This is a genomic window from Carnobacterium gallinarum DSM 4847 (assembly GCF_000744375.1).
Lineage (GTDB): Bacteria > Bacillota > Bacilli > Lactobacillales > Carnobacteriaceae > Carnobacterium > Carnobacterium gallinarum.
Map to the genome: position 1 here is coordinate 153,236 of NZ_JQLU01000004.1, position 21,547 is coordinate 174,782.

The 21,547-nt window shown below is 34.2% G+C and carries 27 protein-coding genes; 18 read left to right on the forward strand and 9 right to left on the reverse strand.

The window, feature by feature from the left end; genetic code table 11:
* The first annotated feature begins 10 nt into the window (after positions 1 to 10).
* The 14 genes from yidA (at position 11) to BR43_RS03500 (ending at position 10,399) form a co-directional block, all read left to right on the forward strand.
* Complete coding sequence (yidA, locus tag BR43_RS03435; RefSeq protein WP_034559516.1) at positions 11 to 832, forward strand: sugar-phosphatase; 822 nt, start codon at positions 11 to 13, stop codon at positions 830 to 832.
* A gap of 56 nt (positions 833 to 888) precedes the next feature.
* Complete coding sequence (gene ftsY / locus BR43_RS03440) at positions 889 to 1,887, forward strand: signal recognition particle-docking protein FtsY (protein ID WP_034559518.1); 999 nt, start codon at positions 889 to 891, stop codon at positions 1,885 to 1,887.
* Between the two features lie 174 nt (positions 1,888 to 2,061).
* Positions 2,062 to 2,406, forward strand: a complete 345-nt coding sequence (locus tag BR43_RS03445) for a putative DNA-binding protein (protein WP_034559520.1) — start codon at positions 2,062 to 2,064, stop codon at positions 2,404 to 2,406.
* A 16-nt stretch (positions 2,407 to 2,422) separates the two neighbouring features.
* On the forward strand, positions 2,423 to 3,847 hold the full coding sequence (gene ffh, locus BR43_RS03450) for a signal recognition particle protein (protein WP_034559522.1): 1,425 nt from the start codon (positions 2,423 to 2,425) through the stop codon (positions 3,845 to 3,847).
* 183 nt (positions 3,848 to 4,030) lie between these two features.
* On the forward strand, positions 4,031 to 4,303 hold the full coding sequence (rpsP, locus tag BR43_RS03455) for a 30S ribosomal protein S16 (protein WP_034559523.1): 273 nt from the start codon (positions 4,031 to 4,033) through the stop codon (positions 4,301 to 4,303).
* Between the two features lie 14 nt (positions 4,304 to 4,317).
* Positions 4,318 to 4,560 carry a KH domain-containing protein gene (locus BR43_RS03460; RefSeq protein WP_034559525.1) on the forward strand — a complete coding sequence of 81 codons (243 nt, stop codon included), beginning with the start codon at positions 4,318 to 4,320 and terminating at the stop codon, positions 4,558 to 4,560.
* A 166-nt stretch (positions 4,561 to 4,726) separates the two neighbouring features.
* A complete protein-coding gene (rimM, locus tag BR43_RS03465) occupies positions 4,727 to 5,239 on the forward strand; it encodes a ribosome maturation factor RimM (protein ID WP_034559527.1) in 513 nt (170 codons plus the stop codon).
* Complete coding sequence (gene trmD, locus BR43_RS03470) at positions 5,239 to 5,991, forward strand: tRNA (guanosine(37)-N1)-methyltransferase TrmD (protein ID WP_034559529.1); 753 nt, start codon at positions 5,239 to 5,241, stop codon at positions 5,989 to 5,991. The genes rimM and trmD overlap by 1 nt, the downstream gene beginning before the upstream one ends.
* 155 nt (positions 5,992 to 6,146) lie before the next feature.
* Complete coding sequence (rplS, locus tag BR43_RS03475) at positions 6,147 to 6,494, forward strand: 50S ribosomal protein L19 (RefSeq protein ID WP_034559531.1); 348 nt, start codon at positions 6,147 to 6,149, stop codon at positions 6,492 to 6,494.
* A gap of 237 nt (positions 6,495 to 6,731) precedes the next feature.
* Positions 6,732 to 7,520: a DeoR/GlpR family DNA-binding transcription regulator gene (locus BR43_RS03480; protein ID WP_034559533.1), complete on the forward strand. Its 789-nt coding sequence runs from the start codon at positions 6,732 to 6,734 to the stop codon at positions 7,518 to 7,520.
* Complete coding sequence (locus BR43_RS03485; RefSeq protein ID WP_211252900.1) at positions 7,510 to 8,898, forward strand: M24 family metallopeptidase; 1,389 nt, start codon at positions 7,510 to 7,512, stop codon at positions 8,896 to 8,898. The genes BR43_RS03480 and BR43_RS03485 overlap by 11 nt, the downstream gene beginning before the upstream one ends.
* 159 nt (positions 8,899 to 9,057) lie before the next feature.
* The gene (locus BR43_RS03490) at positions 9,058 to 9,402 is read left to right on the forward strand and encodes a hypothetical protein (protein WP_034559538.1); all 345 of its coding nucleotides are present in this window, start codon (positions 9,058 to 9,060) and stop codon (positions 9,400 to 9,402) included.
* A 134-nt stretch (positions 9,403 to 9,536) separates the two neighbouring features.
* Positions 9,537 to 9,959, forward strand: coding sequence for a hypothetical protein (locus BR43_RS03495; RefSeq protein ID WP_034559541.1), 423 nt, complete (start codon positions 9,537 to 9,539; stop codon positions 9,957 to 9,959).
* Between the two features lie 32 nt (positions 9,960 to 9,991).
* Positions 9,992 to 10,399, forward strand: a complete 408-nt coding sequence (locus tag BR43_RS03500) for an OsmC family protein (RefSeq protein WP_034559545.1) — start codon at positions 9,992 to 9,994, stop codon at positions 10,397 to 10,399.
* Between the two features lie 55 nt (positions 10,400 to 10,454).
* Here the strand turns inward: BR43_RS03500 and BR43_RS03505 are convergent, their stop codons facing one another.
* Positions 10,455 to 10,946 carry a YajQ family cyclic di-GMP-binding protein gene (locus BR43_RS03505; protein ID WP_034559548.1) on the reverse strand — a complete coding sequence of 164 codons (492 nt, stop codon included), beginning with the start codon at positions 10,944 to 10,946 and terminating at the stop codon, positions 10,455 to 10,457.
* Between the two features lie 172 nt (positions 10,947 to 11,118).
* Between BR43_RS03505 and BR43_RS03510 the strand changes: the two genes are divergently transcribed.
* Entirely contained in the window at positions 11,119 to 12,024 is a 906-nt protein-coding gene (locus tag BR43_RS03510; protein WP_245617815.1) for a YitT family protein, read from the forward strand.
* A gap of 44 nt (positions 12,025 to 12,068) precedes the next feature.
* Here BR43_RS03510 and BR43_RS03515 read toward each other — a convergent pair whose 3' ends face one another.
* On the reverse strand, positions 12,069 to 12,881 hold the full coding sequence (locus BR43_RS03515; RefSeq protein ID WP_034559549.1) for a Cof-type HAD-IIB family hydrolase: 813 nt from the start codon (positions 12,879 to 12,881) through the stop codon (positions 12,069 to 12,071).
* 223 nt (positions 12,882 to 13,104) lie between these two features.
* On the opposite strand from BR43_RS03515, the gene BR43_RS03520 reads away from it, so the two are divergent.
* From BR43_RS03520 to BR43_RS03530, 3 genes are all read left to right on the forward strand, one after another.
* A complete protein-coding gene (locus tag BR43_RS03520; protein WP_034559550.1) occupies positions 13,105 to 14,886 on the forward strand; it encodes a choline/carnitine O-acyltransferase in 1,782 nt (593 codons plus the stop codon).
* A gap of 92 nt (positions 14,887 to 14,978) precedes the next feature.
* Positions 14,979 to 15,320, forward strand: a complete 342-nt coding sequence (locus tag BR43_RS03525) for a metal-sulfur cluster assembly factor (protein WP_034559551.1) — start codon at positions 14,979 to 14,981, stop codon at positions 15,318 to 15,320.
* 101 nt (positions 15,321 to 15,421) lie between these two features.
* On the forward strand, positions 15,422 to 17,032 hold the full coding sequence (locus tag BR43_RS03530) for a HEAT repeat domain-containing protein (RefSeq protein WP_034559553.1): 1,611 nt from the start codon (positions 15,422 to 15,424) through the stop codon (positions 17,030 to 17,032).
* A gap of 33 nt (positions 17,033 to 17,065) precedes the next feature.
* Here the strand turns inward: BR43_RS03530 and BR43_RS03535 are convergent, their stop codons facing one another.
* The 7 genes from BR43_RS03535 to BR43_RS19440 form a co-directional block, all read right to left on the reverse strand.
* Positions 17,066 to 17,947, reverse strand: a complete 882-nt coding sequence (locus BR43_RS03535) for an SPL family radical SAM protein (RefSeq protein WP_034559556.1) — start codon at positions 17,945 to 17,947, stop codon at positions 17,066 to 17,068.
* A 268-nt stretch (positions 17,948 to 18,215) separates the two neighbouring features.
* Positions 18,216 to 18,737, reverse strand: a complete 522-nt coding sequence (locus BR43_RS03540) for a hypothetical protein (RefSeq protein ID WP_034559561.1) — start codon at positions 18,735 to 18,737, stop codon at positions 18,216 to 18,218.
* Between the two features lie 21 nt (positions 18,738 to 18,758).
* A complete protein-coding gene (locus BR43_RS20565) occupies positions 18,759 to 18,884 on the reverse strand; it encodes a hypothetical protein (protein ID WP_281173949.1) in 126 nt (41 codons plus the stop codon).
* Between the two features lie 237 nt (positions 18,885 to 19,121).
* Positions 19,122 to 19,622 carry a hypothetical protein gene (locus BR43_RS03545; RefSeq protein ID WP_034559563.1) on the reverse strand — a complete coding sequence of 167 codons (501 nt, stop codon included), beginning with the start codon at positions 19,620 to 19,622 and terminating at the stop codon, positions 19,122 to 19,124.
* Positions 19,623 to 20,576, reverse strand: a complete 954-nt coding sequence (locus BR43_RS03550; protein WP_034559565.1) for a pre-toxin TG domain-containing protein — start codon at positions 20,574 to 20,576, stop codon at positions 19,623 to 19,625.
* Positions 20,577 to 20,840: 264 nt separating this feature from the next.
* Positions 20,841 to 21,116 (reverse strand): RNA 2'-phosphotransferase, encoded by a 276-nt coding sequence (locus BR43_RS19435; protein WP_084679716.1) that lies wholly within the window; start codon positions 21,114 to 21,116, stop codon positions 20,841 to 20,843.
* Positions 21,117 to 21,202: 86 nt separating this feature from the next.
* On the reverse strand, positions 21,203 to 21,535 hold the full coding sequence (locus tag BR43_RS19440; protein WP_084679720.1) for a hypothetical protein: 333 nt from the start codon (positions 21,533 to 21,535) through the stop codon (positions 21,203 to 21,205).
* Positions 21,536 to 21,547: the final 12 nt, after the last annotated feature.

Consider the following 21,547-nt stretch of genomic DNA (forward strand, 5'->3'; position numbering starts at 1 on the left):
GAGGACTTACATGATTAAACTAATTGCAATTGACTTAGACGGAACGCTATTAAATGAACATAAAGAGATTACACCAGCAACAAAAAAAGCCTTAACACAAGCTAAAAACATAGGTGTCAAAGTCGTTCTCTGTACAGGGCGCCCATTATTAGGGATGGCACATTATTTAGATGAATTAAATTTAAAAGAAGCTGGTGATTACGGAATTACCTATAATGGTGGATTAGTTCAACGAACAAATACCGGTGAAGTCTTATCACAAAAAACCTTAACAAAAACACAAATTAAAGAGTTGTACCAGTTAACTCAAGAATTGCAAGTTCCGCTTAATTTTATTGATCTCAAACAAGTTTACGCACCACCTTATCCAGAAAATCGTGACTCTCTATACGGCGGGATTATGAAAGCTTTACCGATGGTTTCTACAACCATTGAGGAGCTGCCAGAGGATTTGGAGTACAATAAAGCTGTTATTTGTATTGACCAGGAAATACTAGATGAAGCGATTGCTAAAATTCCAGTCGAGTTTACAGAAAATTACACAATGATGAAATCACGTCCAGTCTTATTGGAGGTTCTAAATAAAGAAGTCGACAAAGGGCGAGGACTAGCTGTTTTATGTGAGTTGTTAGACATTCATCCAGATGAAGTGATGGCACTTGGTGATGAAGAAAATGATATGGCCATGATTGAGTTTGCAGGTTTAGGTGTAGCGATGGGGAATGCAACGGATGAAGTCAAAGCAGCAGCTCAATTTGTTACAAAAAGCAATCTTGAAAATGGTGTAGCTTATGCTGTTGAGAAGTTTGTATTGAATAATGAAACTTATTAAATCTATGGTACAATAAAAATAGAAGTAGAAACAGAGGATGAGAAAGAGGTTACGTCATGGGATTTTTTGATAAAATAAAAAAAGCATTTACAGGTGAAGAAGTTGAAAAAACAGAAGTCACTGAAAAATATGAAAAAGGCTTAGAGAAAACGCGAAAATCATTTTCAGAACGTATGAATGAACTTTTTGCTAATTTCCGCACAGTAGATGAAGATTTCTTTGATGAATTGGAAGAAGTTTTAATTGGATCTGATGTTGGTTTTGAAACAACAATGGAGATTACAGATGCGTTGCGTCAAGAAGTAAAATTGCGAAATGCCAAGAACCAAAATGAAGTTCAAGAAGCGATTATTGAGAAATTAGTTGAACTTTATGAACGTGGTGAAACTGAAAATCCTGAAATCAAATTAAATCCTGATGGTTTAACTGTTATTTTATTTGTTGGAGTGAATGGTGTTGGGAAAACAACGACAATTGGGAAAATGGCTCATCAATATCAAGTAGCTGGTAAAAAGGTTTTATTGGCTGCTGGAGATACGTTTAGAGCAGGAGCGATTGATCAATTAAAAGTTTGGGGAGAACGTGTCAACGTGGACGTTGTTAGCGGAGCGGCTGGTGGTGATCCAGCAGCGGTTGTTTTTGATGCGGTGAAACAAGCGAAAGAACAAAATGCAGATATTTTAATGGTGGATACAGCTGGACGTTTACAAAATAAGGTCAATTTAATGAATGAACTAGAGAAGATGAAACGAGTAATTGATCGTGAGTTACCAAATACACCATTGGAAGTTCTATTAGTGTTGGATGCAACGACTGGTCAAAATGCAATGATTCAAGCGAAACAATTTAAAGAAACAACGGATGTAACAGGATTAGTTCTAACGAAATTAGATGGAACAGCTAAAGGTGGAATTGTTTTAGCGATTCGTAATGAGTTGCACATTCCTGTTAAATACGTTGGTTTGGGTGAAGGAATGGATGATTTACAAGTTTTTGATCCAAATGAATATGTCTTTGGTTTATTTAGTCAATTAATTAATAAAAAAGCTGAGTGAGTTTAGCATTTGGTTAACTAGTTGCCATGATTTGTGGTAACTGGTTTTTTTATCCAAAAAATTTCTCATTTATCCAAATTATCTATTGACTAAAGAGGCAAAAATAGGTACGCTAAACGAGTATGTAAACGAAAATCACTTGACAGCGAGTCAAAGCGGAAAGAAGGATTTAAAATGGAGTTAGAAAAAACGAATCAAATGAATGCTTTATTTGAATTTTATGAATCCCTATTGACTGAAAAACAACAGAGTTACATGCAGTTGTATTATGCAGATGATTTTTCGTTGGGCGAAATTGCAGAAGAATTCGGTGTCAGCCGTCAAGCGGTATATGACAATATTAAGCGGACAGAACATATTCTGAAAGAATACGAGCGTAAACTGCATAATGTAGCGGATTTTCTGCATGGCGAAGAGATTATTAATGAATTATCAGCATATGTCAGTGAAAAATATCCAGCAGATGAAAAATTAATTGACTTAATTAACGGGTTACAAGCAGAAAAAGAAGAAGAATAAGGATAGGTGAAAATAAATGGCATTTGAGGGATTATCAGAACGTCTTCAAGCAGCAATGAACAAAATGCGTCGTAAAGGGAAAGTTTCCGAAGCTGATGTAAAAGAAATGATGCGCGAAGTCCGTTTGGCTTTATTAGAAGCCGATGTAAACTTTAAAGTAGTAAAAGAATTTGTTAAAACAGTCAGTGATCGTGCAATTGGTGTAGAAGTGTTAGAAAGCTTATCACCAGCACAACAAATCGTTAAGATCGTTGATGAAGAACTGACGGCTTTAATGGGTGGCGAGCAGTCTGGCATTCAAGCATCAGCAAAATCACCAACTGTTATTATGATGGTGGGGCTACAAGGAGCAGGTAAAACAACGACAGCTGGTAAATTGGCGAACTTTTTACGTAAAAAACAAAATCGTAGACCGTTATTAGTTGCTGCCGATATTTATCGTCCAGCAGCCATTCAACAATTGCAAACATTGGGAGAACAATTGGACATTCCTGTATTTGCAATGGGAGATCAAGTAAGTCCTGTTGAGATTGCGAAAAAAGCAATTGAAAAAGCAAAAGAAGAACATCATGACTTTGTTATTATTGATACTGCAGGACGTTTGCATATTGATGAAACATTAATGACGGAGTTAACTGATATTAAAGCGATGACGAATCCAACTGAGATTTTCTTAGTAGTAGATGCGATGACTGGGCAAGATGCAGTTAATGTAGCGGAATCGTTTAACGCACAATTAGATATTACTGGGGTCATTTTAACGAAATTAGATGGGGATACTCGTGGTGGGGCAGCTCTTTCAATTCGCTCTGTGACCGGAAAACCCATTAAATTTACTGGTCAAGGGGAAAAACTAGAAGATTTAGAGCCTTTCTATCCAGATCGTATGGCAAGCCGTATCTTAGGTATGGGGGATATGTTAACCCTAATCGAAAAAGCTCAAACAGATTTCGATGAGAAAAAAGCCGAAGAAATGACGAAAAAAATGCAAGACAACAGTTTTGATTTTAACGATTTTATTGAGCAAATGGACCAGTTAAATAACATGGGACCGCTTGAAGATATCTTGAAGATGATTCCGGGAATGAACAATGTTCCAGGACTGGATAAAATGCAGATTGATCCTAAAGATACTGCACGGATGAAGGCTATTGTCTTATCCATGACACCTAAAGAGCGTGAAAATCCAGATTTATTATCACAAAGTCGTCGCCGCCGGATTGCTCGCGGTTCAGGTCGCCCAATTGCTGAAGTAAATCGGATGATCAAACAATTTAATGAATCGAAGAAAATGATGGGGCAAATGTCTAAAGGAAACTTTAATGGCATGGATGGAATGTTTGGTAGTGGCGTTGGTGGTAAATTAGGAAAAATGGCGATGAATTCAATGGTTCGCAAAAATAAAAAGAAACTTAGAAAGAAAAATAAAAAGAAAAAATAAAGTGAACTTAGTTGATTTTTTTAGTGCAGTTGTTTAGAAATCAGGAATGTAAACCTTATTAAATCAGTCTTTTAAAGAAATTATCTAAAAAAAATAGCCCTGTAAAGAAAAAACACTTTACAGGGGGGCAAAAGACTGGTAATATATGTAAATGTGAGATAGTTATTGGAGGTGTAAATAAAGATGGCAGTAAAAATCCGTTTAAAACGTATGGGCTCTAAAAAGAATCCATTTTACCGTATGGTAGTTGCAGATTCACGTTCTCCTCGTGATGGACGTTATATCGAAGTTGTTGGAACATACAATCCAGTTGTTCAACCAGCAGCAGTTAAAGTGGAAGAAGAAAAAGTACTTGGCTGGTTAGCTAATGGTGCACAACCTTCTGATACAGTTCGTAACATCCTTTCAAAAGAAGGTATTATGAAAAAATTCCATGAATCAAAAAACGTTAAATAAAAAGGATGTTTTCTATGGCTGACGTTAAAGAATTAATTCTTACCATTGTTCGTCCTCTGGTTACTCATCCAGAAGAGTTGGATATTGTAATCGAGGAAACTAACGAGTATCTTGATTATCAATTGTCGGTTCATCCGGATGATATTGGACGGGTGATTGGAAAACAAGGTCGCGTAGCAAAAGCAATTCGTACAATTGTGTACAGCGTGAGGGTCAAAGGACCGAAGCGTGTACGTCTATCAATTGTCGATAGTTAATCCCATTTAATAACGAAAAAACCATTTTCATTTTAGAATGAAGATGGTTTTTTATATTGTCTAAAAAGAAAAAATGAATTTCTGAGAATATTCCTGCTTTTAGCAGAGTTCATAGCCATTTTATGGTACAATAGTGACGACAAACTAATAGAGAATGAGGGATATTGTGACTGAATTATTTAATGTAGGTAAAATTGTAAACACACAAGGTTTAAAAGGAGAAGTACGAGTTATTTCTAGAACGGATTTTCCAGATGAACGCTATAAAAAAGGCAATAAACTCTTATTACAACAAGAGGGTAAGCCGACAATCGAACTAACCGTAACCAATCACCGCAAGCACAAAAACTTTGATATTCTAACCTTTAAAGATCATCCATCAATTAATGATGTTGAAAAATATCGTGATGGAATGCTTCAGATTACTTCTGAACAAATGCATGAGTTACCTGAAAATGAATTTTATTTGCATGAAATTATCGGGCTAAATGTGATTGATGAAGATGGGGAAGAAATCGGGAAAATCAAAGAAGTTTTATCGCCAGGTGCGAATGATGTTTGGGTGATTCAACGAGTACAACAGAAAGATTTATTAATTCCTTATATTGAAGAAGTTGTGAAAAAAGTTGATATTGCTAACGGTGTTGTGACTATCCATATTATGGAAGGGTTAGACTAATGAGAATTGATGTTTTAACGTTATTTCCTCGAATGTTTGAGGGACCAATGAAGGAATCAATTATCGGGAAAGCTATTGAAAAAAAGTTGCTTGAGTTAAATGTAACGAATTTTCGTGAGTTTTCTGATCATCGTCATCAAAATGTTGATGATTATCCTTATGGAGGTGGAGCAGGCATGTTGTTAATGGCTCAGCCAATATTTGGAGCAGTTGAAGCCATTGAAGCAGAGACACCTGAAACAAAGAAACGAGTTATTTTATTAGATCCTGCAGGAGTTCCTTTTACTCAATCAGTGGCAGAAGAATTAGCTGAAGAAGAACACCTAATTTTTATTTGCGGTCATTATGAAGGATACGATGAACGAATTCGTGAATTGGTAACTGATGAGATTTCTTTAGGAGATTATGTCCTAACTGGTGGTGAATTAGGTGCTATGGTGATTGTAGACGCCACTGTTCGTCTTTTGCCTGATGTTTTAGGTAATCAATCTTCAGCGTTAACAGACTCTCATTCTACTGGTCTTTTAGAGCATCCTCAATACACGCGACCTGCAGATTTTCGTGGGATGGAAGTGCCGGCAGTTCTAACCAATGGCAACCACAAATTAATTCGTGAATGGCAAGAAAAGGAATCCTTACGTCGTACGTATCAAAGACGTCCAGATATGTTAGAGGAAGTAAAACTAACAAAAGAGCAAAAACTTTGGTTAAAAGAGATTCGCGCAGAAGAGTCAGATTCAAATGCCGATTAAAAGAAAATTTCTTTAGATATCAAGGAAAAGACCTTTACAGCTGTTTTAAGTTATGGTAAACTATTTTAGGTGAGTGGAGAAAATCCGCTCGATTAACGATGTTCCGCTATGCCCGATTGGAGGCGTATGAATGTTTGTTGGAAGGAGAAAAAATAATGAGTCAATTAATGGAATCAATCACAAATGAACAATTACGTTCTGATATCCCAGCTTTCCGCCCAGGAGATACAGTTCGTGTTCACGCACGCGTAGTCGAAGGTACTAGAGAACGTATCCAACTTTTTGAAGGTGTTGTAATCAAACGCCGTGGAGCTGGAATTAGCGAAACTTATACTGTTCGTAAATTATCAGGTGGTGTTGGTGTTGAACGTACGTTCCCAATCCACACTCCTCGTGTTGCACAAATCGAAGTTATCCGTCATGGTAAAGTACGTCGTGCTAAATTGTACTACTTACGTGCATTACATGGTAAAGCTGCTCGTATTAAAGAAGCTCGTCGTTAAGACAAGCATTAAAACCCTTGAGTATTCAAGGGTTTTTTCTTTTGTTTTGATAAATGTTTATTCGGGAAAAGTAAAAAATGATAGAACTAATTTAATTTTTTTGAATGCTTCTTACTAAAAAATATCCTTCTAGTATTTAATTAGAGGAATATTTTTTATTTTCTAGTATTTTGAAAAATGCGAAAAGTTGCAAAATAATGCAAAAACATGTAGACTAAAAATAAGGAGTGAGGAATCATGTTAATTGAGGAACGTTTAGAAAAAATAAAAACAATTATTGAAGAAAATAAAAGTGCCACAGTTGACTACTTATCTGATTTTTTACGAGTATCCAAAGATACAATTCGGCGTGATTTAATTAAGTTAGAACAACAAAATAGTATTCGTCGAACCCATGGTGGTGCAATTTTAGTAAATCGAGAAGCTTTAATTTTTGATTACCAGCAACGTTCAACTCAATTTAGCTCAATTAAAACAGAAATTGCGCAAAAAGTTGCAGAAATCCTTAAAGATAATTCTAGTATATTATTTGATTCCTCAACAACCGTAGAGGCCGCCATTCGTTCTTTAGAAAATAAAACCTTTCATGGAATTACCAATTCATTGAGCCACGCAATGTTACTGGCGACTTATGATAAAGTTGAAGTGACAGTCTTACCTGGAAAACTTCATAAAGAGCAGCTATTTTTATATGGAACAGATACGGTCAAAAAAATTGAACAATATCGCACAGATTATACAGTGCTAGGTGTTTTTGCTATATCGGAGGCAGGACTTTTCATTCACACAGAAGAAGAAGGCTTAGTTAAACGTCAAATGATAGCCCAAGGGAATACTGTGATTGCATTGGCCGATCATACGAAAATTGAGACAACAGGCTTTTTTAAAATATGTTCTTTAGCTGCACTGGATATTTTAATTACCAATGAACAGCCTAATTCTGAGTTTATGAGGCATTTAATTGAGAATCATGTTGAACTTATCCTAACAAAAGAATCAAAGGAGAGAATAAATCATGACAACTAAAAAAATTGAATTGGGCTTAGTCAAAGAACCAATTATTTTCCCAAACGTAGCACCAACGATGCTGACGGATGAAACAATCAATGAACGAAAAGCAAAGCTATTATCAGCGATGAAAAAAGCAGGCTTTAACACATTAGCTATTTATGCAGATAAAGAGCATGGTAGTAATTTTGAGTACTTAACGGGATTTATTCCTCGATTTGAAGAAGGGTTATTGATTATTGAAGATTCTGGCAGTTGCACCGTTATTTTAGGTAATGAAAATCTGAAAATGGCGCAATTCTCACGTGTGCCAGTCACGTTAAAGCATAGTCCGCTATTTTCTTTACCTAATCAACCAATGGACAATGAAGGACCTTTAGAGGATATTTTGATTGAACTAGGTTTGAATAAAAAACAAAAAATTGGTCTAGTGGGTTGGAAACTATTTACATCTAAGAATAGCAAAGTTGCATCTTACTTTGATTTGCCTTATTTTATAGTGGAGGCTTTTATCAATAGTAAACATCCAGAAACAGAATTAGTGAATGCGGCAGCCTTATTTATTGGAAATTCAGGCGTTCGTACAGTCAATAATGCCAATGAAATTGCTCATTATGAATATGGTGCAAATCTGGCTTCAACGAGTATTTTAACTGCAATGAATGCCGTTGAAGTGGGGATTAGTGAGGCTGAATTAGGTAATTTGTTAACAGCTGAAGGACAATTCAACTCCGTTGTAACGATTGCAGCGACGGGGAAGCGATTTGAAAAAGCAAATCTATATCCAACACATAAAAAAGTTCAGTTAGGTGATCCATTATCATTGACGACAGCTTTCAAAGGTGGTTTATCTAGTCGAACTGGTTTTGTGATTGCTTCAAAACAACAATTGCCAGAAAATCAAAAAGATTATATTGAGCGGGTAGCACAACCGTATTTCAATACCGTTGTTAGTTGGTTGGAAACGATTAGGGTTGGAATGACTGGAGAAGAGCTGTATCATTTAGTGGAAACCGTTTTTCCTAAGGAGAATTACCATTGGCACTTGAATCCTGGGCATTTAGTGGCAGATGAGGAATGGATGGCATCCCCTGTTTATGGAGGATCTACAGAAATCTTGCAAAGTGGGATGATTTTTCAACTAGATATTATTCCTTCGATTGGAGGCTATACAGGTGTCAGTGCAGAAGAATGTGTGGCGCTTGCAGATGAAAAATTGCAAACTACTATCAAAAAAGAGTATCCAGCGTTATGGGAACGAATTGTAATTAGAAGAAGGTATTTAGAGGAAGATTTAAACATTAAATTAAGCAAAGATATCGTGCCTTTGTCTAATACCGTTGCCTATTTACGTCCTTTCTATTTAGCTAAAGATCAGGCTTTTCACTGCAAATAATTTGTTCTTATTTTACTAGTTTTTGTTTGCTGAAAAACTTAAATGTGTCACTGTAAATTAGTTGTTCTAAAGACTAGTTTTTTCCTGTAGAGGGTGTTATAATGGGAAGAAATTCTTTAAGTTATGTTTAATAGGCTAGTAAAAAGGGAGATAATGAAAGTGAGAAACTATTATTTTTTAGAATATGGCAGTGACAAGTGTTTGGCAGTAGTTGAAAATGATTTGCGTGAACGTTATTCATTGGATTTTGATAAACACGGAGATTGTATTGTAGGTGACTGTATCCATTATTCTGGGAATTATGCAGATCAAATGTTAATCAAAGAGAATTTCTTTGGTAAAGAATGGCAATATCCTCAACATAAGGAATATGAAACCATTGTAGCGATTAGTTTTACTGAAGGAAAAAATAAAAATAAAATCAATAAATGCAACACCATTAAATCTTGGTTTGATCAGTTAGATCATTTGCATTTGCTTAAAGAAGAAACGGTTGAAAATTAATAAATGATAACTAGAAGAAGGAGCTCTCGTAGCTACTTCTTTTTATTTTGGACAAGTAAAGTTACTATTTTTTCAATGGAAAGTAGTTTATACTTAAGAAGTAGATAATTAAAAAAGGTAGGGGTTTAATTTAAATGGAAACGATTGTAGAAAATTTTGAAGAAATATTACGTGAAAAACAAATTCCATTAGCAAAATCAGTTGCTGAAACGGGAGAAACTTTTTATACTGGGAATTTTCAAGTAACTACAGAAAAGGTCGTTCCTTTTAGCGTTGCTTTTCAAACAAAAGAAAGCATTAGCGATGTTCAAATTCTTTACTCAAAATTAAGCTATGTGAAGGATTTTCAAAAAAAGGCAGAAGTATTAGCACTTATCAACCAGTTAAATGAAGATGAAAGTAGTTATTATCGTGTTTGTTTAGCGGAGGATGGCGAGGTTTATTTGCGTTTATTAACTAGGATCACCAATGCGGTACAACCAATTTATGAAATGTTGATTACGGGTTCGAGTGTAGTTAAAAAAGTCCTTGATCAATTAGTTTTAATTGGGCATTAATCAAAATCTAAAATAGAGTGAGTTGAGAAAAAATGTCCCTTGAAAAAAGTCTTTTTCATACAGAAGTAATAAACTCAGATGGTGTGGCGGGAAAAGCCTATGTAAAAAATGGTGGTTTATCTGTGACCGTTTCTAGTCCGTTGAGTTCAGATACAGGAACCAATCCAGAGGAATTGTTAGGATTAGCCTATAGTACGTGTTTGAACGCCACCGTGCAAACTATCTTAAAAGAACAGGGTACGATAAATAAAAGTACAGTACAAATCAATGTTGATTTAATTCCAGAAGCGGTGGGGTATCATTTTGATGTTCAAGCTTTTGTATGGATCGAAGATTTTTCATTAGCAGAGAGTACGATTATTGTGGCGGCGGCAGAATTACGTTGTCCCATTTCTAAATTATTGGTAAACAGTAAAACTGTGACTGTTCAAGCCGTTTAAAGTAATCTTAATAAAAAAAAGTCCTTTCAATCAAAATTGAAAGGACTTTTTAAAATTAACGATAATTAGAAAATTGTAAATCAACGTCCAAATTAGCACCACGCAATAAGGCGATGACTTGTTGTAAATCATCACGGCTTTTACCTGTTACTCGAATTTGATCATCTTGGATGGTGCTTTTTACTTTAATCCCAGATTGTTTAATCAAGTTATTAATCTTTTTTGCATTTTCTTTATCAATTCCACTAATTAAATCGGCATGTTGGCGAACGTTTCCACCGAAGGCTTTTTCACTTTCACCATAATGAATATTTTTAGTTGGAACCCCACGTTTAATTAACTTACTTGTTAAAACATCTTTTACTTGTCCAATTTTGTATTCATCTTCAGAAATCAACACCAATTGATTTTTTTCAAATTTAATATCACTAATTGAACCTTTAAAATCAAAGCGATTTTTGATTTCTTTTAATGCAAGTGCGAGTGCATTTTTCACTTCCTCTTGATTCAGTTCAGAAACAATATCAAAGCTAGCTTCTTTCGCCATTAGAGTCACTTCCTTATCTTATAAATTAATTCATTAACGCTTTCATTCTATCATAAATTCAGGCTAAATGTGTAAAAGATGAGAAAATAATCGGTATTGACTAGTTATGCTTTCTTTATTTATTAAAACTTGTTATTCTTTATTCTGTATCAATAAAAAAGGAGGATCTATAGTGGCAAAATTAAAGATGCCTAATGTTTGGGCAGAGCTGTGTAAGAAAATATTTTTTGTATTTTTTGCAGCTATTACAAATGCAATTGCATTGAATAACTTTTTGATTCCAGCAAAAGTTTATGGAGCAGGATTAAATGGGGTTTCGCAATTATTATCTTCTTTTCTCTATGACTTCAATCATATTAGGATTAGTACTGGTATGTTGATTATGTTATTTAACATTCCAATTGCATTATTAGGATGGTATAAAGTTGGACGTGATTTTACGTTATTTAGTTTTTTAACCGTAGCCTTAATGTCTTTCTTTTCAATTGTTTTACCTGTTCAGGAAGTCACGAATGATCCGATTATGAATGCAATTGTTGGTGGAGTTATTAGTGGTGTGGGTGTTGGATTTGCACTGAAATATGGTTTTTCTACTGGTGGAATGGATATTGTCTCAATGGTATTAGCAAAAACAACTGGTCGTTCAATTGGAAGTTTAATGTTTGGGATTAATTTCATTATTATTTCTGCAGCTGGTTTTATTTATGGCTGGGAATATGCACTGTATACACTGTTATCGATTTATGTATTAACTAAAGTTGTAGATACGATTCACACAAGTCATCAAAAGGTAACCGCAATGATCGTAACACAGCATGCACCAGCAATGACTGCAGCTATTCGTGAAAAATTAATTCGTGGTATCACATTATTACCAGCAAAAGGCGGCTATACAGGTAGTGATAGTACAGTTTTAATGGTAGTTGTGACGCGTTATGAATTATATGATTTAGAACAAGCTGTTCGTGAAACCGATCCAACCGCATTTGTAAATATTTTACAAACAAATCGAGTAATTGGGGAATTCTGGGATAGCGATCGTCAAAAAATTCATCGTGAAGAAAGTAAAAAAATTTAAAATCAAAAACTCCAGTTCACACACTGGAGTTTTTGATTTTTTTATTAAGCTAAGTTCAAATAATTTTCAAGATAAACAGCTAATCCATCTTGGTCATTTGTCAATGGCGTAATATCATCCGAAATTTTCTTTAAAGCATCAATTCCGTTTTGCATAACAACTCCATGACCAGCATATTGAATCATTTCATAGTCATTATCTTCATCACCAAATGCAACAATATCTTTTTGACTAAAGCCATAAACATCCGCAATTCGTTCCACTCCAAGTGCTTTTTGAACTCCGGCAGAAACGACTTCTAAACAAGGCGTTTCTCCACCCCAAGTCCGAACTTCGATATCATTACCATAGCGAGTAATTAACTCTTGGGTAATGAGTTGTTGATTTTCTTTAGGCGTGAATAAACAGACAGAAGTTGGATTATCTTTTAACGTGTCTGAATTTAATGTCATGAAACTATCTTTGCCATTGGGGAAAAAATTTTGATTCGGTTCATAGAATTTATCCGCATAAAAAGCATCTTTAACCTCAGCACAAATCATATGAATATCAAGATTTTTCTTAAGAGATAACATATCTAAAGCAATATCACGTTCTAAGGTTAAATGATATTGTGATTTCCAGTTTTGATCAGCAGGCATATGACACAAGGCACCATTAAAGTTGACAATCGGCGTATCTAAACCTAATTGTTGGTAAAACTGTTTACTAATTCGATAAGGTCGTCCAGTAACGATTGAAATCGTATGACCGGCTTCACGGGTTTTCTTAAAGACTGATTTTGTCTTTTCTGAAATTTCTGATTGATTATTTAAAGTTGTACCATCTAAATCGATAGCAATTAGTTTTTTATTCATAAGTCCCTCCAAATAAGTTGCCTTTTAGGCTATGTTTATAGTGTACCATAAAATGAAGAACTGTGTGACCGAAAATACTAGAAAATTATTCAGCTTCTGTTATTCTCGGAAATAAATGAATAAAGTTATAAAATAAAAGATGTACTATTTTAGACAGTACAGTATACTTAGAATAAAAGATCATACATATTGAATTTTAATAAAGAAAAAAGGGGGAGTTAGTATGGATAAATATACGTCTAAAAGTATCCCATTATTAAAAAAGTTACCAGTTCCAACCTTAGCTCAAACGATGGCAGAATTAGTTTTATGGGTGGAGCCTTTAGTGACAACAACTGAATTAGCAGATTTAAAAAGTGAAATTGCTCAGTTTAGTCAAGACGATGGAATAGGTGAATTTCTCCAACAGAAACTTGAAAATGAAGCGGAAGCAACAACTGGTAGTTGGCTGAATAAAATGTGGCAAGAAAGTTATTTAGCTGGAAGAGGAAGCCTTCAAACAGAATCAAATTTTGCAGTAGTAATGGACACTCGGGCTTTTAAAAAGCAGGAAACTAGTCAGCTTATTGCGAACGTTTGTTTCAGTTTGACGGAAATTTATCATAGTTTTGTTGAAGAAACCTTCGCTATAGAGCAAACAAAATTTGGCACATATGAAGAGGCATCTGCTTATTTAAATTTCTTTAGAAGCTGCCGAATTCCTGGTAAAGATCAGGATACTTTTTATGTAGCTCCATTGACTAAGGTTAGCAATCACGTTATTTTCATTCTAGATAATCATTTTTATGTGCTACCTGTAACAGATGAAAAGGGACAGCTCTATTCTAATCGATGGCTACAGCGAGAAATAGCTCAGCTAATTCAGATGAAAAAAGCAAGTGGTCCTAATGTGACAGCTTTTACAGGTCTAGATCGGAATGCTTCATTTGAAGTCTATCAAGAACTGTGTGGTTCACCACAAAATAAGAAGAACTTCGACATCATTCATGATGCGTTAGTTGTGATTTCATTAGATCAAGAGCAAGCTAATGAAAAAGTAGATTTGATTGAGGCAGCACTTTATCAACCAGAGCAACACTATTTTTCAAAAACAATTCAAATTAAACTGGATAGAGAACAAAACATGAGCTTTAATTTTGAGCATACTGGAATTGATGGTTTGCCAACCTTTCAGATAGCGAAACGATTTTATCAACAATTAGAACAAGCTATAGAAGAAACTGGAATTATTCCTCTTGAATCGATCAATAGCCTATCTTGGGAACTGAATGAATCCCAAATTATTCTTTTGCAAAATGCTGAAAAAAAGACAATTCATCAAGGCAATCAACTAGTGATTATAACGAATCATTTTACAGAATACGGCAAAGAACAATTAAAAAAATTAAACTATAGCCCAGATGGATTCTTTCATATGGCATTGCAGTTGGCACAGTATCGACTTTTTGGTGAATTGCAATCCGTTTATGAACCAGTAGGAATGCGCCAATTCTATCAAGGACGAACAGAATGCGCTCGTAGTGTAAGCAATGAAAAACTAGCATTTATTCAAGCTTACGAAGCGGATTCCTTAACCGTAGAAAAAGAATCACTAGTAGAACTATTTAGTCAGGCAGTTACAGCCCATGTGATCCGCTTAAAAATGTGCCAAAATGGCTTTGGAGTGGAACGTCATTTATTTGGCTTAAAAAACATGGCACAAAAATGGCACAAAGAAGTACCTGATTTATTTTCAACAAAAGCTTTTCAAAAATTAAGTACCGATTTTATTTCAACTAGCGGTGTGGCAGCGGATTTTATGACGAGTATGGCCTTTGCGCCAGTTACAAAAGACGGTTTTGGGCTTTACTATGGAATTTTGGCAGATGAAATTCGACTAACCGTTTCCACAAATCGAGAAAATCAAAAAACTGCTGAAACACTAGCACTTTTCTTGCATCAAGCATTAAATGAGTTAGCGACGTTTGTAGAAATAGCTCCTGAACTAGAGGAAATCACTAACTGATTTCTACCAATAAAAGGAAGTTGCAAGGATTTACTTTTCCTTGAAAAAAAGGTATGATACTATGGAAGTTTAAAGTGGAGGTGTTACACAATATGGCAGATAATGAAACCGTTTGGACACAAGAAGAAATTGATGGCATCAAAGAACACATCGTAGCAGCTTTAGAACAAGTCATCGATCCAGAATTAGGGATTGATATTGTAAACTTAGGCTTAGTCTATGAAGTTGAATTATATGACGGTGGAAAATGCATCATCAAAATGACCTTAACAACAATGGGTTGCCCATTGGCAGATGTAATTACGGAACAAATTATCCAAGCACTAAAAGAAGTCCCAGAAGTAACCGACTCAGAAGTACAATTGGTTTGGTATCCTGCATGGACAACAGATAGAATGTCTAGATACGCTAGGATTGCTTTGGGGATTAGATAAGATATACAGGTATGAAAGGTGAAGTGGCCATTTAACTAGAAATAGTTAGATTGTTCTTCACTATTTTTTTAGTATTTATTCAAAAGGGGGGAGAACGTAAAATGAAAGAAATTAGTTGGAAAAAAATTATTAGAAAAATGATACATAAAACAGAGCGTCTTCCTAGTAAAGGCGAGTATATCAGAACGCAGATTTATTTAGAGGAAAGTCCAACTATTGATAGTATACCTTCTTTGCTTTCTGATCTATTAACAACGAAAGATGCGGATTACATACGTGTTCAAAGTGAATTAGAGGAGATCTTAAAAAAGCAAGTATTTCAAAAATTAGAACAAACAAAAGTTGTTATTCATTCAATGAGTAATCCGTTGTCAGCATATTATTTAGAACAATGGGAAAAACTAAGAAAAGAAGATATTCAAACCCTTACTTTGGCAAAGTGTGCTATTTTTCATCGAAATGGGCGGATTCGTCAAGCAGCTTGTCACTATTTGGCAGAACAAGATTTAGCTGGGCATTTAGATTTTTTATTGATTTTATTAAGTGATTATATACCAGAAATTAGACAAGAAGTCAGTATTTATATGACCAAATATATAACAATAGATCAACTTTATTTATTGTTACCAGTTCTATCTACCATAGTTTATTTAGAACAACGAAAAAGAGCAAATTATCAAGAGCTTCATCAAAAAATTGAGGAGCTTTATATTACTTATTTAAAAATGAATACATTTAAAGGATATGCTCATTCGGATTATCGCGTTGTGCGCATGATTTATCAAATTGCTTTAATGAACAGTCCGGATCAAGAGCAGGTACTTTCTTTAAGTGTGGGGCATACGGATAGGGTTATTCGTAATCGAGCAGCTGAATATATTTGTCGAGAAATGATAGAAGAGAACTATCTTAATTGGTTGCCAACCTTATTGAAGAGCAAAGATAGTCAAGTTCGCCAAAAAGCTCTAACTAAGTTAGTGCAAATGAATTCCACTGAATATACAGAAATCTTTAAAGGTACTTTATCTGACAGTAGCAGACGAAATCGTGAAATTGCTCAATTTTATTTTAGGACAACTATTCCTGAATTTGATTTAACCCTGTTTTATAGCAAACAATTATCTGAAGCCAATCAAAGTCGAATACTAGAAACTTTGATCATGGGAGTTGGAGAGGTTGGTGGGAAATTAGATGCGTTAAAAATTAGTGATTACTGTCAACATCCTAAAAGTAAAATTCGTCTTGCCGCATTTCAAACAGTGGGTCATTTAAATCTGGCTGAAAATCAATCAATTTTTTTAACTGGGTTACAAGATCATTCTAAAAAGGTGAGTTATTGGTCAATGCTTTATCTTGGTCAAATAAGTGAAATATCTACTTTTCGAAAAGTAGAAAAAATTTGTTATAAGACTACAGAACTACATGTTTTTTACAATGGTTTAATGATGTTAAAAAATAATTCTAAAAAGAATTATTTGTTTTATTTATTAGATTTACTTACAGAAGTAGATGTTGCAAAACAAACGATTATAATTAAACTTATTGGTAGTTGGTGCGTAGCTGCTAATCGTTATTTTTTTGTACAGTTGAATTCTTTTGAAGAAATTCGTTTTACTCAATTGATTAAGAAAAATTCTTTATTATTAAACGAAGAGTTAATTAAAAAATTAAAACAAGCTGTTAATTTTAATGACTACTATTTTCTAGTTTAACATAATAAAATTATGGTAAACTTCTGAATCATCTCAAAATAAATTAATTTGCTCCATATGGTAATCTTTCTGATATTCGGTAATAATTTTTTTCATTTGATAGGTAATGCCTAGTTTCGTGCATTCGTTTTTAAATAAATAGCTTAACTCTTGCTCATTTGGGATAGGACAAGAATAGCTATTATGGTAAGTTTGGATGTATTTTTGTTTAATATCAGGGAAGAGATGATCTAGCCATTGATAATAGTGGATTTGTTGGTTTTCTCGTAAGGTCATACCAAACCAAGGGTAGATAAAGTTAACACCAGCTTCAAAAGCTTGATGGACAATGCTTAAAATATTTTCTTTTGAATCTGTAATGAAGGGCAGAACGGGCATTAGTAGTACGCCACTGTAAATTCCAGCATCTGTTAGTTTTTTTAGAGCATGAAAACGTTTGGAACTGGAACTTACATTTCGTTCGATTTTTTTTGCTAAGCTATCATCTGCCGCTGTGATGGAAATGCCAGCAATGACAGGGGAATGTTGCTTGATAGCAGTTAATAAATCGATATCACGTGTAATTAAATCGCTTTTTGTAGTAATACCAATGCCAAATCCTGCTTGATTAATTTGTTCAAGTGCCAGCCGAGTAAGCTTGTATTTTTTTTCGTCATGATTGTAAGGATCACTCATTGCACCCGTTCCGATGATGCCTTTTTGACGTTTACTTGTTAGGTTTTGGAAAAGTAAATTTGTACTATTTTCTTTGGCACGCACTCGATCGAAATCTTCAACTTGATAACAAGAGCTACGAGAATCACAATAGATACAACCATGATGACAGCCACGATAAATATTCATATTGTATTCATAGCCAAACCAATTGGTTGTTTTATTTTTAGTTAATAATGTTTTAGCGGGGATAAAATCCATCGTTTAGTTACTCCTTATAGAACGTACGTTTGTTTTAGTGTAACACAAATTGAATAAATTGTCTTTCAAAAAAACAATGCAACTATCTTAGATAATCTAGAATGGATTGAAGATAAGCGCTATTATAGCTACAAATTTCATTTTTGACATTTTGAAATCTCAGAACATGCCTTTAAAATTTTGGCAAAAGGAATGCAAGTATTAGACAGTCTAATTTCTTGAAATTAGTAGTAAGAGAGGAGTGCTTATTATGATTCCTTATCACCCGTTAGTGGATCTTTTCCAGTGAATAGACGTAAACATCATACGCACCGGTTAATTCGCCAGTCATTGTGACAGCGGTCATACCCATTTCCTTCAAATAATCTTGCGATTGAGCATACATGAGATTATCCGAAGCTTGCTTGCTATAATGTCCATCGATATAAACTTTCAATCCATAGCCATAGTCATCCGTTTGAACAATCTCAATCCGCTGAGTAGGGGAGGAGTCATTATAGTCAGAAATCTTTTTATACCAATCTTTTCCAGAACAATCGACATACGTGTAAGTTCCAGTTTTCTTATCAAAACTCTTACTTTTTCCTAAATCATCCATTGCTTGTTCTAATTCATTTCCAAGTGCCACAAGTTCAGTAAAATCATTGGCATGATTGGCTTCAAAGGTTTCGTATTTTTCCAATAAATCGACTTTTTTCTGGGTTTGTCCAATCTGGAAATCTTTGTAAAAAACACCAATTCCAGCTACATCCATCATTCCACTTAAAATATTAGTGGCAATCGTCTCCATTAAATCAGCTTTTTCTTGTCGCTATAAGTAATGCCAATAATCCTGATACTCTTCCCATAGAGTCTTCTTTTTTGACAATTCAACTTTTTCATCGTCAACTTGTTGGAGCTGTTTTGAAATCGTATACGAGTCTAATTTGTCCTTCATTTAGAGAATACCTGCTTTACTTCTGCATCGGTTTCTCATAGGAATCACTCATTACTAGAATGTTTTTCCATGGAAGTTATGAAGATAATTGCCATAAAACAATTTCTAAAAGAAGCAGAATAAAAAGAGAAAGATAAGAATGACTCTTCTAATCCGTAAAATACTATAAAGAAAGTCAATAGACCGCTAAGCTCTCCTAACGTCGCTATTGACTTTCTTTATTGGGGCATGTGCTTTTTATTCTGCCCTTCCTGACTCTAGAGAAAATGTTGTTTTATCACCATCATCACATTCAATAACAATGGATTCTGTTCCCTCTAAGTAGTAATCTTCGATTACATTTCTAAATCCCATACTCCATAATAAAGAACCGCCATTTTCATAAACAAATACATCTAATTCACAAATGAATACAATATATTTAGAATCTGAATCTATCATTATTTCATATAACAGAGAAGGCAATTTTTCTTCAAACAATACAGTCTTAGTGGTATAGTCTAGACAAGCATAAATGCTGTTTATTCCTACGAATATATTATTTGATAAAGTTAACAACTTTATCTGGGGCTCCAAACCTACATCATAGTAAATAAATCCTATGTCAATCAAATTATTCCTGAATTTTATGAATTTATTACTTTCAGAAATTTCTTCACTGAATAAAAAAGAATTTTCATCTAAGCTTTGTTCTAGTTCAACCGCTGATTCATAAGATTTTTTCTCAAAAGAATTCATTTATTTCCCACCTTTAACAATTATCGTTAGTAGTCTATCTCCATCCCAAACAGATTCTATTTTTACGCCTCCGTTAGGACCTTTTAAAAAGCTCTCTCTTACAGTAGCTGTATAATTTACTGTTGGTGTACCAGGTAACTCCTTAGCTATATAGCTCCTAGATTCTGTTTTTAAAATATTGGAAGAATCATTCACTACATTTTTCAAATGATTATTCAAAAGTTCTCTGCTACTTGGCGTATCATAAATACCAATCTTACTTAACTCACTTTGCATAGTTTGTGACCTTTGAATGTTGTGTTTATTTCCCTTGGCTTTTCCGAAAAGATAGTCAAGTTTATTTCCTATCTCTGGATTTTTTAGTTTTCCAGCCCCACTAGCTTTCTCAAGCTTCCCAACATCCTCAAAATACCCAGCTTGATTCAACAGTTTTAATTCTTTTTCTGTCAAATTCAACCCTTTAAGAGCCTGATTTCCAGCTTTTAATTCCTTTGCGGCCATGACCATTTTGGCTTGTGGTAATAACAAGATTGCTGTCCAAAGTCCCGCTTCTAAACGCCCAGTTTTATCACCCGTTAGTGGATCTTTTCCAGTGAATAGACGGTAAACATCATACGCACCGGTTAATTCGCCAGTCATTGTGACAGCGGTCATCCCCATTTCTTTCAAATAATCTTGCGATTGAGCATACATGAGATTATCCGAAGCTTGCTTGCTATAATGTCCATCGATATAAACTTTCAATCCATAGCCATAGTCATCCGTTTGAACAATCTCAATCCGCTGAGTAGGGGAGGAGTCATTATAGTCAGAAATCTTTTTATACCAATCTTTTCCAGAACAATCGACATACGTGTATGTCCCAGTTTTCTTATCAAAACTCTTGCTTTTTCCTAAATCATTCATTGCTTGTTCTAACTCAAGTCCAAGTGGGATTAGTTCCGCTAGTTTCAAAATTTTAATAAGAATAATAGCGTGAAATCTTATTTTCAGATTTCATGCTATTCATAAATTATCTACAAATTTTATTTATCTTCCTAAGGAATATGAATATGCTTATAATTATTAACTTTATCAGGCGGGGCAATTTTAACTCTACAATTCACCATGCATTTTTAATATGAACTCGTCCATTTCAAAGTTTCGTCCTTAGGACCTAGCAGGATTTTTTTCTTTATCATTACCTTAAGCATCTAAAAACAGAATTAGAGAGTATCTTTATTTTTTTAATACTTCAAGAAATTCTGTGGGGATACTATCTGCTAGCCAAACTTTTTCATTTTCCAAATAGAATTTCGTCCCTTTGATTCTAGCATGCTTTGTATTAATCATTAAAATAAAAGGATTTTTCTCTTTTCTCTTTCCAACTAAATTAGCTGTTTCAATGTCTTCAGATAAATGAACATATTTCCTGAACATTGGAGATAAGCCCTTTTTTTCAATCTCAGGTAAAAAATTATGAGCAGTTCCATGATAAAAAATTTTAGGAGGAATTGCTTCTTCCTAAAATTTTTTCGTGGGAACGGAATGTCCATTCAAGGCTTTACTATCCGATTCCAACTAGATAGTAAAGTGCCTTTTTATTTTAACTGTTCTTTTGTAGTATCAACATCTTTACAAAACAAGGAAACTTCATCACTTTCCAAGTTATTGATAATTTCTTTTAAATTATTGTCAGACATCAAGCTAACTAGTTCACTTCTCAAAAAATCAAAATTTTGCTTTTTATCAATTAATAATGTAACAAATGATACATATAGAGAAGTTTCTTCAGTCTTATCATAATTTTCATTTAGTTCAAAATCACCAAGAAATGCATAAAAAGTATCTTCTATTGGATATTTTGCATTTATATAGAGCCTTTCATAAGTGTCAATGGCACTCTCTTTTATCTCCTCATATCTTAATTCCATAAAATATCACTC